At 62.1% G+C, this 17,363-nt stretch carries 17 protein-coding genes; 7 read left to right on the plus strand and 10 right to left on the minus strand.

What is annotated here, in order from left to right:
- The first annotated feature begins 46 nt into the window (after positions 1–46).
- On the plus strand, positions 47–562 hold the full coding sequence (locus ACN19L_RS03315) for an FKBP-type peptidyl-prolyl cis-trans isomerase (RefSeq protein ID WP_426492127.1): 516 nt from the start codon (positions 47–49) through the stop codon (positions 560–562).
- 255 nt (positions 563–817) lie between these two features.
- On the opposite strand, the gene ACN19L_RS03320 is transcribed toward ACN19L_RS03315, so the two are convergent.
- The 3 genes from ACN19L_RS03320 to ACN19L_RS03330 all read right to left on the minus strand — a co-directional run bounded on the left by ACN19L_RS03320 (position 818) and on the right by ACN19L_RS03330 (position 4,169).
- The gene (locus ACN19L_RS03320; RefSeq protein WP_426492128.1) at positions 818–1,879 is read right to left on the minus strand and encodes an aldo/keto reductase; all 1,062 of its coding nucleotides are present in this window, start codon (positions 1,877–1,879) and stop codon (positions 818–820) included.
- A 152-nt stretch (positions 1,880–2,031) separates the two neighbouring features.
- A complete protein-coding gene (locus ACN19L_RS03325; protein WP_426492129.1) occupies positions 2,032–2,946 on the minus strand; it encodes a helix-turn-helix domain-containing protein in 915 nt (304 codons plus the stop codon).
- A gap of 233 nt (positions 2,947–3,179) precedes the next feature.
- A complete protein-coding gene (locus tag ACN19L_RS03330; RefSeq protein ID WP_426492130.1) occupies positions 3,180–4,169 on the minus strand; it encodes an aldo/keto reductase in 990 nt (329 codons plus the stop codon).
- Positions 4,170–4,376: 207 nt separating this feature from the next.
- On the opposite strand from ACN19L_RS03330, the gene ACN19L_RS03335 reads away from it, so the two are divergent.
- Positions 4,377–4,733 carry a hypothetical protein gene (locus ACN19L_RS03335; protein WP_426492131.1) on the plus strand — a complete coding sequence of 119 codons (357 nt, stop codon included), beginning with the start codon at positions 4,377–4,379 and terminating at the stop codon, positions 4,731–4,733.
- A gap of 5 nt (positions 4,734–4,738) precedes the next feature.
- On the opposite strand, the gene ACN19L_RS03340 is transcribed toward ACN19L_RS03335, so the two are convergent.
- Positions 4,739–5,338, minus strand: a complete 600-nt coding sequence (locus tag ACN19L_RS03340; RefSeq protein ID WP_426492132.1) for an ACP phosphodiesterase — start codon at positions 5,336–5,338, stop codon at positions 4,739–4,741.
- Between the two features lie 145 nt (positions 5,339–5,483).
- On the opposite strand from ACN19L_RS03340, the gene ACN19L_RS03345 reads away from it, so the two are divergent.
- Together ACN19L_RS03345 and ACN19L_RS03350 are read left to right on the plus strand one after the other, a co-directional pair.
- A complete protein-coding gene (locus tag ACN19L_RS03345) occupies positions 5,484–5,996 on the plus strand; it encodes a pyridoxamine 5'-phosphate oxidase family protein (RefSeq protein WP_125429348.1) in 513 nt (170 codons plus the stop codon).
- An 84-nt stretch (positions 5,997–6,080) separates the two neighbouring features.
- A complete protein-coding gene (locus ACN19L_RS03350; RefSeq protein WP_426492133.1) occupies positions 6,081–6,773 on the plus strand; it encodes a spheroidene monooxygenase in 693 nt (230 codons plus the stop codon).
- Between the two features lie 14 nt (positions 6,774–6,787).
- Here ACN19L_RS03350 and ACN19L_RS03355 read toward each other — a convergent pair whose 3' ends face one another.
- Positions 6,788–8,167, minus strand: a complete 1,380-nt coding sequence (locus ACN19L_RS03355; RefSeq protein WP_426492134.1) for a DUF389 domain-containing protein — start codon at positions 8,165–8,167, stop codon at positions 6,788–6,790.
- 140 nt (positions 8,168–8,307) lie between these two features.
- On the opposite strand from ACN19L_RS03355, the gene leuS reads away from it, so the two are divergent.
- Positions 8,308–11,085, plus strand: a complete 2,778-nt coding sequence (leuS, locus tag ACN19L_RS03360) for a leucine--tRNA ligase (protein WP_426492135.1) — start codon at positions 8,308–8,310, stop codon at positions 11,083–11,085.
- Between the two features lie 676 nt (positions 11,086–11,761).
- Here leuS and ACN19L_RS03365 read toward each other — a convergent pair.
- Positions 11,762–12,112 carry an MmcQ/YjbR family DNA-binding protein gene (locus tag ACN19L_RS03365; RefSeq protein ID WP_426492136.1) on the minus strand — a complete coding sequence of 117 codons (351 nt, stop codon included), beginning with the start codon at positions 12,110–12,112 and terminating at the stop codon, positions 11,762–11,764.
- 102 nt (positions 12,113–12,214) lie between these two features.
- Here ACN19L_RS03365 and ACN19L_RS03370 point away from each other — a divergent pair, with 102 nt between their 5' ends.
- The gene (locus ACN19L_RS03370; protein WP_426492137.1) at positions 12,215–12,883 is read left to right on the plus strand and encodes an LEA type 2 family protein; all 669 of its coding nucleotides are present in this window, start codon (positions 12,215–12,217) and stop codon (positions 12,881–12,883) included.
- 74 nt (positions 12,884–12,957) lie between these two features.
- Here the strand turns inward: ACN19L_RS03370 and ACN19L_RS03375 are convergent, their stop codons facing one another.
- Together ACN19L_RS03375 and ACN19L_RS03380 are read right to left on the minus strand one after the other, a co-directional pair.
- Positions 12,958–13,131 (minus strand): DUF6728 family protein, encoded by a 174-nt coding sequence (locus ACN19L_RS03375; RefSeq protein WP_315996307.1) that lies wholly within the window; start codon positions 13,129–13,131, stop codon positions 12,958–12,960.
- 173 nt (positions 13,132–13,304) lie between these two features.
- Positions 13,305–15,074: an AMP-dependent synthetase/ligase gene (locus ACN19L_RS03380; protein WP_426492138.1), complete on the minus strand. Its 1,770-nt coding sequence runs from the start codon at positions 15,072–15,074 to the stop codon at positions 13,305–13,307.
- A 348-nt stretch (positions 15,075–15,422) separates the two neighbouring features.
- Here ACN19L_RS03380 and ACN19L_RS03385 point away from each other — a divergent pair, with 348 nt between their 5' ends.
- On the plus strand, positions 15,423–15,881 hold the full coding sequence (locus tag ACN19L_RS03385) for a nuclear transport factor 2 family protein (protein WP_426492139.1): 459 nt from the start codon (positions 15,423–15,425) through the stop codon (positions 15,879–15,881).
- Between the two features lie 257 nt (positions 15,882–16,138).
- On the opposite strand, the gene ACN19L_RS03390 is transcribed toward ACN19L_RS03385, so the two are convergent.
- Together ACN19L_RS03390 and ACN19L_RS03395 are read right to left on the minus strand one after the other, a co-directional pair.
- Positions 16,139–16,804: an epimerase gene (locus ACN19L_RS03390; protein WP_426492140.1), complete on the minus strand. Its 666-nt coding sequence runs from the start codon at positions 16,802–16,804 to the stop codon at positions 16,139–16,141.
- 32 nt (positions 16,805–16,836) lie between these two features.
- On the minus strand, positions 16,837–17,352 hold the full coding sequence (locus tag ACN19L_RS03395; protein ID WP_426492141.1) for a hypothetical protein: 516 nt from the start codon (positions 17,350–17,352) through the stop codon (positions 16,837–16,839).
- Positions 17,353–17,363: the final 11 nt, after the last annotated feature.

Raw genomic sequence — 17,363 nt, forward strand, 5'->3', positions numbered from 1 at the left:
ATTCATTTCCCAACCCCAGCCCGGACCAGCAGCGTCCACCCTACCCATGACTCAAATCAGCGAAAACAAAGTCGTTACCATCACCTACGACCTGAGCGTAACCGACGAGAACCAGGAAAAAGTATTGGTGGAATCGGCTGAAGAGGATGCGCCGATGGTGTTCCTGTTCGGCATGAGCGGCCTGCCCGATGAGTTTGAGCGCCAACTCAGCGGCAAGCAGCCCGGCGACTCGTTCACCTTCTCCCTCACGCCTGAGCAGGCCTACGGCGACTACGACCAGCAGGCCGTGGTGGAAATTCCGAAGAACGTATTTGAAATTGACGGGCAGATTGACGAGGAGATGCTGCAGGTGGGCAACTTCCTGCCCATGGCCGACAACCAAGGTCACCACATGCAGGGCAAAGTGGTGGAAATCGGCGACTCGGCCGTAAAAATGGACTTCAACCACCCCCTGGCCGGCATGGTGATGCACTTCGACGGCAAAGTAGCCGACGTGCGCGACGCTACCCGCGAGGAACTCGACCACGGCCACGTACACGGCGAAGGCGGCCACCAGCACTAGGTTCCTAACCTTCCGAAAAACAAGCAGAGCGACTCATCAGGGTCGCTCTGCTTGTTTTTCAAGGACAATGTAGAGACGCAACACTTTGCGTCTCGTTGTTGCTGATGTTGTTTGATTTGCGTGGTGCGTGTCGTTCAACGACGAAACGCAAAGTGTTGCGTCTCTACATTGTTCCAACGTCAGCACGCGAGATGCTTCGTCGCTGGCTTGATGCGCCACATGCTCTGCATGACGTTCAAGGTCCCTTGGAACACCTTACTGCCAGCTCTGCACCGACGTTCCACCGAAAATGCCTTTGTGGATAGCTGGAGTAAAAATACCGTAGGGGAAAACGGGTGCCAGCGCGCTGGCCTCCTGAAGCTGCCGCAGGTGCTCGGGTGACAAATGCAGGTCCAGGGCGGCCAGGTTATCCAGCAGTTGCGTGCGTTTGCTGGCTCCCAGGATAACGGAGGTAATGCCGGGCTGGGCCAGCACCCAGGCCAGCGCCACCTGCGCGGCGGGGCGGTTGAGCGCCCGGGCTACTTCCTGCACTACCGCCAGCACCCGCCAGTTATGCTCAGTGAATTTGCTGTCCTGGAATGGGTTGGGGCCGGTAAGGCGGCCTTCGCCGCTGGCTTTGGCCCCGGAGCCGGCCGCACGCTGGTATTTGCCGGCCAGGAAGCCGGCGGCCAACGGGCTCCAGGGCGTGATGCCCAGCCCGCACTCCCGGGCGGCGGGCACGTGCTCATTTTCAATGTGGCGCTCCACCAGGGAATACTCCAGCTGCAGGGCAATGGGCCCGGGCACGTGGTGGGCGGCGGCCAGCGTGGCGGCTTTGGCGGCGTACCAGGCCGGCACATCCGAAAAGGCGAAGTAGCGGATTTTACCGGCCCGCACCAGGTCGCCGAGGGTTTGGAGCACTTCCTCCACTGGCGTCACCATATCCCACACGTGCACCCAATACAGGTCCACATAGTCGGTTTGGAGGCGGCGCAGGGAGCTTTCCAGGGCCTGATTGATGTTTTTGCGGCCGTTGCCACCCCCGTGCGGGTTGCCCGGCTGCCCGCTATGAAACCCCGATTTGGTCGCCAGCACCAGCTGGTCGCGGAGGCCGGCGGCAGCCACGTACTGGCCCACTAGCTCCTCGCTGCGGCCCTTGGCGTACACGTTGGCCGTGTCGATGAAATTGCCGCCGGCTTCCACATACGCCCGGAAAATGGCTTCCGATTCCTCGTCCGAAGAACCCCAGCGCGGGGTGCCAAACGTCATGGTGCCCAGGGCCAGGGGGCTCACCACCAGCCCGGAGCGGCCCAGGGTGCGATATTCGGTCAGATTCATAAGCGAAGAAGATTAGTGATGCAGAAAAAGAACGTCCTGCTGAGCTTGCCGAAGCAACTCTCCCGCTTCGTTAAATCGATGTGGACGAAGCGGAAGAGTTGCTTCGGCAAGCTTAGCCTGACTGGCGGCGTTGAAGGTCAGCCGTAACCTACCTACTGCCCCGACAGCCGAAAAGCCGCTGGGGTGAGGCCGGTTTTGCTTTTGAACAGGCGGGTGAAATACTGCGGATACTCGAAGCCCAGCTGGTAGGCTGTTTCGTTGATGGACTGGGAAGTACCGAGCAGCAGCACTTTAGCCTTCTCGATGAGGGCCTGGTGGATGTGCTGCTGGGTGTTCTGGCCGGTGAGGGTGCGCAGCATGTCGCTGAGGTAGGCCGGCGACACGTGCAAAGCATCGGCGAAGTGCTGCACGGTGGGCAGCGGCTGTTCCTTGTCCTGGGCAAAATACCCGCGCAGCAGCTCCTCAAAGCGCGCGAGCAGGTCGTGCTCGGCGGTGCGCCGCGTGAGAAACTGCCGGTGGTAGAAGCGGTTGGCGTAGCTCAGCAGCACATCCAGCTGAGCCACCAGCACCTCCTGGCTGAATGCGTCGATGGGCTGCTCGTACTCCTGGCGCATGCTGCGGAGCAGGTCGTCGAGCCGGGCTTCCTCCTGGCCCGAGAGGTGCAGCGCCTCGTGGGCCTGGTAGGAGAAAAACCCGTAGCTCAGGATTTTGCGCCCCAGCGGATACTTGTGCAGCAAATCGGGGTGAAACACCAGCATCCAGCCCTCCAGCCCCGATACATCCAGGTCAGGGTCGGCGGCAAATACCTGGCCCGGGCCCACAAAGAACAGTACGCCCTCGTGAAAGTCATAGGACTGCCGGCCGTAGAGAATAGTGCCTTTCAGGCCCCGTTTCAGGGCCATGGTGTACAGCTGCTGCCTTATCGGTGTGGTTACGGCCGGCAAGGTGCGGGCATGCGCCATGTCGATAAGGGTGAGCAGCGGATGCATGGGGGCCGGCAGCCCGTAGAAGCGGGTATAGTCCGTTACGGTACTAAGTACGCGGGGGGCGTTGGCAGCGGGTTTCATAGGCTGGTAGCGGAAAAGTAACAGGGAAAAAACAGGTGTGCTGACCACCCAAAGCAACATACTGACAGACAAGATACTGCCCGGCCGCTGCTTGGGCGGTTGGAGAAACCCTTGCCGGCCTGGCACAGCGTTGCGAGCTACTGCCCGCTCGGGGCGGCTTCACGTACCCTTGCGCACAGGCCGGCAGTTCCGGACGAGGAGCCGCGCCCTACCTGCTGCCCCCCAACAGCATATCAGCCGGGATATGCCGCACCGGCCGCGCTGCCAACCGGCATAACGGCCTCAATAGCGGCCAGCTCCTGCTCCGACAGCAGCAGGCTGGCGGCGGCCACGTTCAGCTCCAGGTACTGGCGACGCTTGGTGCCCGGAATAGCCACCACGCCTTGGGCCAGCACCCAGGCCAGGGCCAGCTGCGCGGTGGTTACGCCCTTCTCGGCGGCCAGGGTTTCCAGCTTGTGCACCAGCTCTAGGTTCTTGTAGAAATTCTCGCCCTGGTAACGGGGAAAGTGCCGCCGAAAATCATCCTCGGCGAAGTCGTCGGGCGTTTGGATGTCGCCGGTAAGGAAGCCGCGGCCCAGGGGCGAGTAGGCCACGAAGCCAACGCCCAGTTCCCGGCTGGCGGCCAGAATGCCTTCCTCTTCCACCCGACGGTCGAAAAGCGAATACTCGGTTTGCAATGCCGTAATGGGATGTACCTGGTGGGCGCGGCGCAACTCATCGGCCGACACTTCCGAGAGGCCCAGGTAGCGCACCTTGCCCGCCTCTACCAGCCGGCTCATAGCCCCCACGGTTTCCTCCACCGGCACCTGCGGATCAATGCGGTGCAGGTAGTAGAGGTCTACGTAGTCGGTGCCGAGGTTGCGCAGGGAACGGTCGATGCTGTGCTGCAGGTACTCGGGGCGCCCATTAAGCCGGCCGGTCCACACCTCCTGGTCATCGTCTACCTCGAAGCCAAACTTGGTGGCTAGGATAACCTCCTGCCGGCGGCCGGCAATGGCCCGGCCCACCAGCCGCTCGTTGAGCAGGGGGCCGTACAAATCGGCCGTATCGAGCAGGTGTACGCCCAGCTCCAGGGCGCGGTGAATGGTGGCCATACTTTCGGCTTCGTCGGCTACGCCGTACACGGCGGCCCCGTTAATGGGCGTCATGCCCATGCAGCCCAGGCCTTCCACCGGTACTTCCAGACCCTGGCTACCCAGGGGTACGCGTTTGAGGTTGCTCATTGTGCAGTAAATCAGGATAATGATTGAACAGCACAAAGGTGAGGCCCGCCCGGCCCGCCGGAGCTACACAAACCCACGCTTCTGCAATACAAACCGTAGCACACTACAACCAAAGCTTTCTTTGTAATCAGCTCGCCACCATTGACGCCACGTATACGAGGCAGCCCCCTACACGACCAAAACGCATTTATCGTCTTGAACTACAACGTGAAAGAATCTTTCAACAAGGAATTTTGCGAGTTTCTGGAGTACCATCTAACCCGCACTTTCGCGCACAACCCAGACGCTCAGAATAACGGATTGTGGTGCGACGGCATACTGCCACCTGCGCTGGATATTCAACTCACCCAAAAGCACGTCAACGATACCCGGCGTATTGTCACCACGGCTTTTATTGGCTACCAGGAAACCCAGCTGTACGCCCTGACTATCCTGCTGGGCCGCTACTCATTGCGCAGCTATAGCCGGGGGCACTCGTTGCAGGATTGCGTGCCCGATGAAACCGCTTCGGACTGGTACACCCTGGATACAAATAGCCGACGGCTGGAGATACGCCTGCTCTAAAGCTGCTACCGGCTTTCCGCCGCCCCCGCCCGCAGCTCCGGCCAGAACTCCTGAAAATCCGCCTCGTAGGCCGGCAGCTCCGCCAGAAACGCGGCGGCCCCGGTAGCCAGTACTTCGGCGGCGGGCACCCGGCGGCTCAGGCCCAGCAAAGCGCGGTGCAGGCCCTCGGGGTGGGCGTAGCCGGTCAGCCAGTCGTGCTGGCGCATGTAGTGCAGCATGTGCTGCAGCCGCTGCGGCAGCTCGTGGCGGCGCTGGTGCAGCAACTGGTACTGGCGCTGGGCAAACTGCGGCAACGGCTCCTCAGGGTGGTAGCGGGCAAAGTCGCGGGCCAGCAGGTGGTCGAAGCCTACATCCGACACTACGCCGGCCCACTTGCCTAGGCCCGCCGCCCGCAGGCGGGCGGTGGTACGGCGCACGGCCGGGTGCGCATCGGTAAACGAGTCAATTAAGCGGTGCAGGCGGATGCCGCGCTGCACGGGCTCGGGGTAGGCCAGCAGGCCGGCACGGCCCCGCACGGCCTCGGCCGCGAAGTTGCCCACCACTATATCGGCGTAATTGGGGTCGGTGGGAGAACCGGAAAGCAGCAGGTGGGCGAGGAAATTCATACGGTGCGGAAGGTCGGCAAAATAGGGCCGGCGGTCCGGTTGAGCTCAACCCAGGAACGGGCCGGACCGTACAGGCAACAGGCCGGGCCGGTTTTCGGCTGCCTTTCCGTTGATTTTTTCTATTCTTCCCCCACACTAGCTTCCCATGTCCACGCAACCCAACGTCACCAACGACCTGTCCACTCTGCTCGATAAAATCAAGGACGTGCGCATTGCCATGCTCACAACCCAGGACCAGGACGGCAGCCTGCGCAGCCGCCCCATGTTCACGCAGAAGCCCGACGGCAGCAGCGCCCTGGTATTCCTGACCGATAAGGACTCGGCCAAAGTGTACGAGGTAAAAAAAGACAGCCACGTAAACCTGAGCTACGCCAAGCCCGACGACAACGTGTACGTATCCGTATCGGGCCGCGCCAACGCCTACCGCAACCAGGCCGAAATCGACAAGCTCTGGAGTGAGCCCATGCGCGCCTGGTTTCCCAAAGGCAAGGACGACGAGAGCATCTACATCCTGAAAGTGGAAATTGAGAAGGGCGAGTACTGGGATACGCCCAGCAGCCTGCTCACCCAGGCTGTAGCCTACGTGAAAGCCCTGGCCACCGGCGAGCGGAGCACCTCCGACGACGTGAATGAGCACGCCAAAGTAGAAGTGAAGTAAATTTGTCTTGCTGAACTTGCGCGAAGGGCCGGAAGCAATTCCGGCCCTTCTTTGTTTTCCCGAAGCCTACGTAACTCCTGCCCCTTGCCACTCACCACCCTTTCCATCCTCACCCTCCTGCCCAACCAGCGGCGCTGGGGCTTTGCGCAGATGGGCACCGCCCAGCGGCCCTTGCGGCGCGTGCCGGGCCTGCGGTTTCAGAAGCTGCTGGGTAGCGGCGCGGGTGGCTTCGGAGCGCTACCCAACCTGCGCCGCTACGGCTTACTGGCCGTGTGGGACTCGGAAGAAGCTGCTCAGGAGTTTTTCAGCCACCACCCCTTGTGGCAGCAGTACCGGCAGCGCACCCAGGAAATCTGGACGGCCCGGCTGGCCCCTGTCAAGTCGCACGGACTATGGGATGGGAAAAATCCGTTTGACTATGAAACCGCGGCCGGCGCGGCCGATGGGCCGATGATGGTGCTTACCCGGGCCTCCATCCGCTGGCAGAAAACACCCCGTTTCTGGCGCTACGTGGCTCCGGTAAGCGCCACCGTGGCCGAGGCCCCGGGCGTGCGGGCTGCCATCGGGCTGGGTGAGTTACCGGTGGTGCGCCAGGCCACCGTCAGCCTCTGGGAGTCGCAACAAGCTATGCAGGACTACGCCTACCGTAGCCCCAAGCACAAAGAAGTTATTCGCCTCACCCGCCAGGAAAACTGGTATGGCGAGGAGCTGTTCGCCCGGTTCCGCGTGCTGGACGCGGAAGGCACCTGGGACGGCCACAACCCCGCTGCGCAGTAGCAGCTGGTACCACCCTACCGCAACACTGGCTGTACCAGCAGCTGCACCCGGGGCTGATTGGTGCGCACGCGCAGCCACTCGCCTACCCGCTGCCGCTCAGTCCGCGGCAAGGAGTCGCGCACGTCCAGGCTTACTACCAGCACCGTATCGGCGGGCAGTGAGTCGGCGGGCAGTGAGTCGGCGGCCAGGGCCGGGCGGGGCAGACGCGTGAGGGCCAGACGGCGCACGACGGGGTGCTCTACCTGCAGCTCCCGCAGCAGCGTGGCGGAGGCGGGCAGGCCCGCCCCGGCGGCGGCAGCCAGCTGTTTTAGGCGGGCCAGCTCGGCCGAAGCCGGCGGCGTCTGGCGGGCGCGCACATCGGCCAGCAGGCTGCGGCGGAAGGCCTCGGCATCAGCGGAATCGTAGGCCTGCAGGCCCTGGCGCACCACCAGCGTGGTGGGGTGCAGGCGGTAGCGGCGCAGCTGCTGGCGCACCTGGCCCAGGCGCACCGTGTCCACGGGCCGGCCCACCAGCAGCACGTTGATGCTACGCTGACGGGCGTCAATCTGCCGGGTAGCCACGTAGGCGTTCGGAAAGCTGAGCTGCTCCTCCACAAACTGCTGGGCCTGGTGCTCGTACACGGAGCGCTGCACAATGCCGTAGCCCAGCCACACGCTGGGCGCGGCCACCACCACGGCGGCGGCCAGCATCAGCCGGCGCACCCGCCGGGCCCGGCTCTCATCCTCAAACTGGTGCGCGGGCAGCCGCAGAAACCGCATCACCAGAAACGCCGCCAGCGTGATAAACACGCAGTTGATGGCAAACAGGTAGAACGCCCCGGCCGCGTAGTGCCACTGGCCCGAGGCCAGCCCGTAGCCCACCGTGCACAGCGGCGGCATCAGGGCCGTGGCAATGGCTACGCCGGGAATCACGTTGCCTTTCTCGCGGCGGGTGAGGCCCACAGCCCCGGCCAGCCCCCCGAACAAGGCAATGAGCACATCCCAGATGGTGGGCTCGGTGCGGGCCAGCAGCTCCGACTGGGCCTCGTTCAGGGGCGTAAGCCAGAAATACAGGCCCGAAGTAAGCAGGCTGATGCCCACGGCCAGCAGCAGGCCTTTCAGGGCCCGGCGCAGCAGGCCAGGGTGGTTGGTAGCCGCGCTGTAGCCCAGCGTTACTAGCGGCCCCATAAGCGGCGAAATCAGCATGGCCCCGATGATGACGGCCGTGGAATTGACGTTGAGCCCTACCGAGGCAATGAGAATGGCGAAGATGAGCACCCACAGATTAGTACCCCGAAAGGTGGTGCTGGACTCCACGCTTTCGGCAATATCCTCGGGCGCGGCCATATCATCCCGCAAATCAAACCGCTGACGCAGCCAGCGCAGCAGCAGGGCCGGGTACTCAGAAAAGGGCATACGGTTCAGATTTGCCTTTCTCCTACGGATCGGGGGCCGGGGCGTTCGGCCGCCCTCAACGGCAGCTGGCATAAAAAAGCGGCCCCACCCTCGTTTTTCCGTAATTTCGCCCGTTCCGATTAACTGTACCCCGACTGCCCATGCCCGGCTACCATCCCCAGGATATTGAGAAGAAGTGGCAAGCCCACTGGAAAGAGCATCACACCTTCAAGGCTGAAAATCAGCCAGAGAAGCCCAAATACTACGTGCTCGACATGTTCCCGTACCCCAGCGGCGCGGGCCTGCACGTGGGCCACCCGCTGGGCTACATTGCCTCCGATATCGTGTCGCGCTACAAGCGTCTGCGCGGCTTCAACGTGCTCCACCCCATGGGTTTCGACTCGTTCGGGTTGCCCGCCGAGCAGTACGCCATCCAGACCGGGCAGCACCCGGCCCTGACCACGGAGCAGAACATCGACACCTACATCAAGCAGCTGTCCTCGCTCGGTTTCAGCTACGACTGGAGCCGGGAAGTGCGCACCTCCGACCCCGCGTACTACAAGTGGACGCAGTGGATTTTCCTGAAGCTGTTCAACTCCTGGTACAACCTTGATACCGACCGGGCTGAGCCCCTCAAAACCCTGCTGGAGAAGTTCGAGCAGAACGGCAGCGAGGGCATCCGCGCGGCCGGCGACGAGGAGGAGCGCCACGCCTTCACGGCGGGCCAGTGGAAGCTGTTTTCGGAAAAGCAGCGTTTACAGGCTGTGCACCCCTACCGCCTGGCCTACCAGCAGGATACCTACGTGAACTGGTGCCCCGGCCTGGGCACGGTACTCTCCAACGACGAGGTGAAAGATGGCCTCTCGGAGCGCGGCGGCTTTCCGGTAGAGCGCCGCCTCATGCCCCAGTGGAACCTGCGCATCACCGCCTACGCCGACCGCCTCCTGCAGGGCCTCGACACCCTCGACTGGCCCGACGCGGTGAAGGAAATGCAGCGCAACTGGATTGGCAAGAGCATTGGGGCCGAAGTAACCTTCCAGGTGCAGGGTCACGAGCAGGCGCAAATCAAAGTGTACACCACCCGCGTGGACACCATTTACGGCGCTACCTTCCTGGTGCTGGCCCCCGAGCACGAGCTGGTGAAGGAGCTGACCACGCCCGCGCAGCTACAGGCCGTGCAGGACTACCAGGATGCCACCAAGCGCCGCTCGGAGCGGGACCGGATGGCCGATACCAAAACCGTATCGGGCGCTTTCACCGGGGCCTATGCAATCAACCCGTTCACCAACGAGCCCATCCAGATCTGGATTGCCGATTACGTGCTGGCCGGCTACGGCACCGGCGCCGTAATGGCCGTGCCCTCCGGCGACCAGCGCGACTACGTGTTTGCCAAGCACTTCAACCTGCCCATTGTGCAGGTGGTGGACCAGCAGCAGATTGACGAGCAGGCCGACCCCACCAAGGAAGGCATCTACCTGCACGGCCTCATCCAGGGCCAGAACTACAAGCAAGCCACCCAGACGCTAATTCAGGAGCTGGAGCAGCGCGGCATCGGCAAGGGCAAAACCAATTTCCGCATCCGCGACGCCATCTTCGGCCGCCAGCGCTACTGGGGTGAGCCCATCCCGATTTACTATAAGGACGGCGTAGCCTACGGCGTGGCCGAAGCCGACCTGCCTTTGGTGCTGCCGGAAATCGACGAGTACAAGCCCACCGAAACCGGCGAGCCGCCCCTGGGCCGCGCCAAGGATTGGAAGTACAAGGGCCAGTATGAGTACGAGCTGAGCACCATGCCCGGCTGGGCCGGCTCCAGCTGGTACTACCTGCGCTACATGGACCCGCACAACGCGGAGCGTTTTGTGGGCCAGGAAGCCGAGCAGTACTGGCAGAATGTGGATTTATATCTCGGTGGTGCAGAGCACGCTACGGGCCACCTGCTCTACTCCCGCTTCTGGCACCTGTTCCTGAAAGACCTGGGCCTGGTAACGGCCAACGAGCCCTTCCAGAAGCTCATCAACCAAGGCATGATTCTGGGCCGCTCGAACTTCGTGTATCGCATCAACGGTACTAACACGTTTGTGACTGCGGGCAAGAAGGGTGACCACCAGACTACCGCGCTACACGTGGACGTGAATATCGTGGACAACGATGTGCTCGACGTAGAAGCCTTCCGGAACTGGCGCGAGGAATACGCCAACGCGGAGTTCATCCTGGAAGACAACGGCACCTACGTGGTGGGCGTGGAAGTCGAGAAGATGTCGAAGTCGAAGTACAACGTGGTAAACCCCGACACGCTCATTGAGAAGTTCGGGGCCGATGCACTGCGCTTGTACGAGATGTTCCTCGGGCCCCTGGAGCAGTTCAAGCCCTGGAACACCAACGGCATGAGCGGTGTGGCCGGCTTCCTCAAGAAGCTCTGGCGCCTCTACCACCCCCAGGATGGCGACTTCGCGGTGACCGACGAGGCCCCGAAGCCCGCCGAGCTGAAAGCTTTGCATAAAGTCATCCGCAAGGTGGAGGAGGACATTGAGAAGTTCTCGTTCAACACCACCGTCAGCGCCCTGATGATTACGGTGAACGAGCTGACCGCCCTCGACTGCCACAAGCGCGCCATTCTGGAGCCGCTGGTGGTGCTGCTCTCGCCCTATGCCCCGCACCTGGCGGAGGAGCTGTGGGTGAAATTGGGCCACGAAGCTGGCAGCATCAGCCACGCCCAGTATCCCGAGTTCCGCGAGGAATACCTGGTAGAGGATACCGTGAATTACCCCGTAGCCATCAACGGGAAGGTGCGCGAGACGCTGCAGTTCCCTGCTACCGCCACGCCCGCCGACATCGAAGCCGCCGTGCGGGCCTCCGACTTCCTGCCCCGCTTCGCCGACGGCAAGGAACCCAAGAAGTTCATCGTCGTGCCCGGCCGCATGGTGAACGTGGTGGTTTGATTTTTAAGCTATTAGTTACCGGCTACCAGCTGTTAACAACAAGGCCCGCCGGATGCATCCGGCGGGCCTTGTTGATTTTGTACACGTTATCTGTCGGCCCTGTAACCTGCGCAAGAAGCCGTAGCTGAATCAGGATACTTATGGGCGACAATAGCCCTTGGCGCGCAGCAACTCTCCCGCTCGTTATCCGACACGGAATCTTGCGCTGACTTGTCGTAAATCGTGAGCCGGTACACACGCGCTGGCCCACCACTTTCACGCAGGTGATGACGCAGGCCCCGCCGCTTTTGCCTTTGTTTTTGGCCGCAATAGCCCTGCGCGCTTTGTAACAGTCGCGGCCCGGCAAGGTGCCGGCGGTAGGGTCGGCATTCAGTTGGTCGATCAGGGCACTATAGTCACTTCGGATAGAAGAGTACTGCTACCCTAGCTTTATCAGCCGCCGCTGGAAGTCTTCCGAAACAATGAGCTCGAAGCTTATCGAGCAGTTCCCGGGCGGATTTCAGCTTGACGTTGCCCTACTCCTGCTGGGCCGGGGTGAGCCTCTTGGGAGCTGGCGGCCCAACGGGCTTGGCATCGGCCTCAAAAGGCAAAGCTTTCGAATACCTTCACCAGAAAGGCGTATTGCTCATCGGGAACAGTCAGCAGGACCTGGCGCATACTGCAAAATACTGAGTTTCTAGCGTAGTAGTGCGTCGCGCACGGCCCGGGGCAACGACGCGCGCACCAGGTCGTAGGAATGGTCGATCAACTCGCGCAGCTGCCGCTCCGGCGCGCCGGTGCCGATGAGCACCGTGTTCCAATGCTTCTTATTCATGTGGTAGCCGGGCAGCACGTAGTCGTGGGCTTCGCGCAGCTCCTGAGCCCGCTCCGGGTCGCACTTGAGGTTGATGCTGCCGAAGGTTTCGATGTCGGTGAGGGCAAACACTTTGCCGCCCACTTTAAACACCAGGGTTTCGGGGCCGAAAGGCGTTTCTTCGGTTACGCCGGCTTTCAGCAGGCAGTAGTCGCGGAAGTCTTCGATGTGCATACAGACTATAACATTTTGGCCAATGCAAGCTCAACAGTAACTACCGTTGCCGGAATAGGTATAGGCAAGTAACTATTCTTTCGTTTCTTTTCCTTTTTCCTCATGCACTACCTTCCCGTCACCAAACCCCGCTTGCCGCTGGCCCTGCTGGGCTTGCTCCTGATTCTGGGCCTGAGCCGCTGCGGTATTTCCGAGCAGGTACAACAGGCCAAAGCCTTCAAGAATGCTCAGTTTCGGCTAGCCTCCGTGCAGCAGGCCACCATGGCCGGCGTCGATGTAACGCAGGTGCGCCGGCCCGGAGACCTGAGCACCGTGGACAAGGCCCGCCTGGCTTCCGCCTACGCCACCGGCAACCTGCCCCTGCGCATGCTGGTGAATCTGGAAATCCGCAACCCCAACGATGAAACCGCCGCCCTCAACGAGTTGGATTACATTGCTCTCATTGATGGCAAGCAGGTAGCCACCGGCCGCACCACCCAGCGCATTGAGGTAGCCCCCAACGGCACTACCCTGGCCCCCGTTACGGTAGAAAGCAACCTGCGCGAAGCCATGGGCGAACGGTCGGCGGAGGCCCTGGCCGACCTGGTGCTGGGCCTGGCCGACCGGGACCGGCAGCCCCTGCGCCTGACCATGCGCGTGCGCCCTACGTTCATTACCAGCAACGGCCGCCGCATTGCCCCGGCCGGCTACGTTGATGTGAACAAGGATTTCACCGCCGGCGAGGTGCTGGATGCCCTGGACCGCCGCGACTCACTGAAGACCCGCCCCTAGCATCACTTCAACCACGTAAAAACGGCCCCAAACCTGACATGAGTTAGGTTTGGGGCCGTTTCGCGGATATGGGCTTAGCGCAGAAACCAACGATAAAGCAGCACCACCAGCGCCACCAAAAACATGGCCATGCTCAGCTTATTGATAAAGTGCATGGTGCGCAGGTTGAAGTTGGTGTGGCGCGCGGGGTCGTTTTTGCGGAAAAAGTAACCGAGGGCCGGGCCGAAATTAAACAGGTCTTTACGCATGACAGGAGGAAAATCAGGTTCAGCAAGATAACACTCCGGGCGCGGAAAAGATTTAGCCGCAGGCCGGATAGCCAAGCAGTAGCGCGAACTTTGCAGTTCGTGCCCCCCGCGCCTTCCGGACGATTTCGTTTCAGCGGCGCGGGGGCACGAACTGCAAAGTTCGCGCTACTGCCTTAGCCCCGGAACAGCTTCTCGATGCGCTGCTGGTTGTTTTGGCTGATGATTTTGCGGCGCACTTTGAGCGTGGGCGTCAACTCGCCTGACTCTACGCTCCAGAGGGCGGGCAGCAGCTCAATTTTCTTGATCTGCTCCCATTGGGCGAAGGCGGCGTTGGTTTGCTGCACCAGCTGCTCGTAGAGTTGGCGCACCTGGGCGTGGGCAGCCAAAGCGGTGTCGGAAAGGTCGGCGGGGAGCTGGTGCTGCCGGGCCCAGGCGCGCAGCTCGGTGAAGGCGGGTACCAGCAGGGCGGCGGCATACTTTTCGCCCTCGCCCACCACCATCACCTGCTCCACCAGCGGCGACTCCGCCAGCTTCGATTCCAGGGGCTGCGGGGCCACGTACTTGCCGTTTGAGGTCTTGAACATCTCCTTTTTGCGGTCGGTGATGCGGAGGAAGCGGCCCTGCACCAGCTCGCCGATGTCGCCGGTGTGCAGCCAGCCCTCGGCGTCGATGACCTCGGCCGTGAGGTCGGGGCGGTTGTAGTAGCCCTGCATCACCGAAGGGGAGCGGGTCAGGATTTCGCCGTCGGCGGCAATTTTCACTTCCACGCCCGGCAGCACCGGCCCCACGGCCCCGATGAGGTTGCCCTCGGGCACGGGCTGGCTGGCGGCAATAACGGGCGAGGTTTCGGTCATGCCATAGCCCTCCATCACCCGGATGCCGGCCGCCCAGAACACCCGCGCCAGCCGCGGCTGCAGGGCCCCGCCTCCGCTCACGATGTAGCGCACCTGCCCGCCCATGGCCGCCCGCCACTTACTGAACACCAGCTTATTGGCCAGGGCCAGCTGGGCGTTGTACCACGCACCCTGGTCTTGTTGGGTGTCGTAGCGCAGTCCCAGGTCGAGGGCCCAGAAGAACAGCTTGCGCTTGAGGCCGCTGAGCTGCTGGCCGGTAGCTACAATCTTATCGTAGATTTTTTCGAGCAGCCGGGGCACCGTGGTGAATACGTGGGGCTGCACCTCGCGCAGGTTGTCGGGGATGCGCTCCACGTTTTCGGCGTAATAGATGCTGAAGCCCAGCTGCAGGTACAGAAAGGTAGCGGTGCGCTCGAAAATGTGGCTCAAGGGCAGGAAGCTGAGAGTTTTGTGGCCCGGGGCCAGCGGCAGGTAGCTCAGCAGGTTCTGGCAGTTGAACAGGATGTTGCGGTGGCTAAGCATCACGCCCTTGGGCCGGCCGGTGGTGCCGGAGGTGTAGATGAGGGTGAGCAGGTCGTCGGGCTGCACGGCGGCTTTCAGAGGCTCCAGCGCGGCCACGTCGGCGGCGGCCCCCAGGGCCAGCAGGTCGGCGAAGGAGCGGTGGCCGGGCGTGGGCTCGAAGGTGAGGATGTGCTCGGGGCCGTGCGGCAGCCCGGCTACGGCCTCCTGCACCCGGGCCAGCAGCTTCCCGCCCTCCACCAGCACCACGCGCACGCCGGCATCCTGGAAAATATGGCGGTAGTCCTCCACCGTGATGGTGGGGTACATGGGCACGCTCACGGCCCCGAGCTGGGCAATGCCCATATCGGCCACCACCCACTCGGGGCGGTTGGGGCAGATGATGGCCACTTTATCGGCGGCCCGCACGCCCAGGGCGCGTAGGCCCAGGCTGGTGTGGTTGCTCATTTCCTGCACCTGGGCGGCACGCAGCGGCTGCCAACGGCCATCCTTTTTTTCTACCAGGCAATCGGCCTCGGGGGTGGTGTGGGCCAGGTGAGCCAGGAGGTCGAAGGTGCGGGAAAACGTCATGAGAAAAGCACGGAAAAAGCTGCCGCAACTGCGGCAATCCGCAAAAATAGGCCGCTTCCGGGTGTTAATGGCGGCAGATCACAATTTTATCGGCACCACAGATAGCCGCGTAGGCTGGCAATACGATATGGCGCGGCTCAGCGCTGAACGAGCGGAACCGCACCGGCGACATACTGCAGAGACGCCACACTTCGCGTCTCCTCGTTGATTGGCAGGAACCAGGTTGTTTTGAACAACCTCAGCAACGAGGAGACGTGAAGTGTCGCGTCTGTACAGCCAGCGGCGGCCGGCGTGATGCCGCTACCTAACGTTCCGTTACCTTGTGCGCTCTACCCCGCTGCTCAATTTATGAAGCCTTTGCTCCTGCTACCCCTGCTGCTCACCACCTCGGCGGCCTTCGCTCAAACCAAGCCGGCCGCCGAAACCGAAGCCGTGCAGCAAACCATCCGCCGCTTCTTTGACGGGATGCGCCGCGGCGACAGTGCCGCCGTGCGCGCCACGCTGGCCCCGGGGGCCGTGTTTCACACCCTCGCCACCAAAAACGGCCAGACGCAGCTGCACCCCGAAAACCCCTCCGACTTCGTGAAAGCCGTGGGCACGCCGCACCCCGAGGTGTGGGATGAGCGCATCACGTTCGAGCGGGTGCTCATCGACGCCAACCTGGCCAGCGTCTGGACGCCCTACCAGTTCTACCGGGGCAACACCTTCAGCCACTGCGGCTACAACTCGTTTCAGCTGGTGAAGCTGGCCGAGGGCTGGCGCATTGCCCACGTCATCGACACGCGGCGCAAGGAGCCGTGTAAGTAGGCCAAGTTGGCACGATGTAGAGACGCAAGATTTTGCGTCTCCCCGTTGCACGGCCGGAACCGCACCAACAGCACAGTGTAGAGACGCGACACTTCGCGTCTCCCGCCAGAACGAGCGGAACCACGCGAGATAAACAACGTCAGCAACGAGGAGACGCGAAGTGTCGCGTCTCTACATCGTGCAACTCATCGTTGAGCGACCGTAACCTGCGTCAATCAAACAACATCAGCAACGACGAAACTTCAGCTATTCCATCCTTACCCTTTCGCCGCCGCTACGATGTCGGGGACTTCCAGGATGGGTTTGGGGTAGCCGCGCCGGGCTACGTGCAGCATGGCCTGGCCCAGCTCCGTTATGGTAGAAGCAAACTTGGGTGCCACGCCCCGCAGCACGGGGTACAGCCAGCCGAAATATTTGTAGTAGGACAGCACGTGCCGCTGACCCGGAGTAGCGCGCAGAAAGCCCGGCCGGAACATAAACGCCTGCCGGAAACCCAGCTGCCGCAGCTCGTTTTCGGTTTCGCCCTTCACCCGGGCCCACATCTGCCGGCTGCGCAGCGTATCGTCGGTGCCGGCACCCGAGACGTAGCAGAACGTGAGGTCGGGGCCGTTGTGGGCCAGCAGGGTGCGGGCGAAGTGCAGGGTCAGGTCGTGGGTGAGGCGGCGGTACTCCGGCTCCTGCATTCCTACCGACGACACGCCCAGGCAGAAAAAGCAGGCATTGTAGCCCGTGAGCTGATCGGCAATGGGCCCCAAGTTCTGGAAATCCTCGTGCAGCAACTCCCGCAGCTTGGGATGCTGGTGCCCACTGGGCCGCCGGCTGATGCTGAGCACCTGCTCCACCTCGGGGGTTTGCAAACATTCCAGCAGCACCCCTTCCCCCACCATACCGGTCGTGCCGGTGAGTATCACGCGTAATTTCATGCTGGGGAGGACGGATGAGCGGCGCGGATGTTTTAGGCGTCGTCCGGATTCTGGTAGCCGGTAAAGTCCGCGCCCATGTAAGCAGCTGCATCATAGGCATCCAGTGGATACTCCTCCACAAACTGGGTATTCCAGAAAAACTGTCCCAGCGAGCAATTAAGCTTGATGAAGAACTTGCGCGGGTTTTCGGTTTCCTCTTCCCAGAAGTAGTCGTGAAACAGGTAGCCTACCTGCGAATCCCGGATATCCAGCGCCACCGGGTCGCCGGTTGAGCCGCTGCCTAGCAGTAGCAGCCCGGCCTGCAGAGCCCGCTGAAAATCGTCTTCCCAGTCCAGTTTCTTTTTCAGGGTATTCACTTGGTCAAACTGCACCTCCCGGATTGCCAGTTCCGTATCGAAAGAAAATTCCGCCAACAGCTGCTGCACCTCCTCCGAAACGCCCCACTGCTGCAGAAGCGCCGCGTTTTCGGGGCGCAGCGGCTCCCGGTGTTTCTGAGCGTTGATTCCTGCTGCTTCCAGCGCGGCCTGTAATTTCTGTATATCTGTCATCAGCACTATAC

The sequence above is a fragment of the Hymenobacter sp. 102 genome, from assembly GCF_049949205.1.
In the GTDB taxonomy this organism is placed as follows: domain Bacteria; phylum Bacteroidota; class Bacteroidia; order Cytophagales; family Hymenobacteraceae; genus Hymenobacter.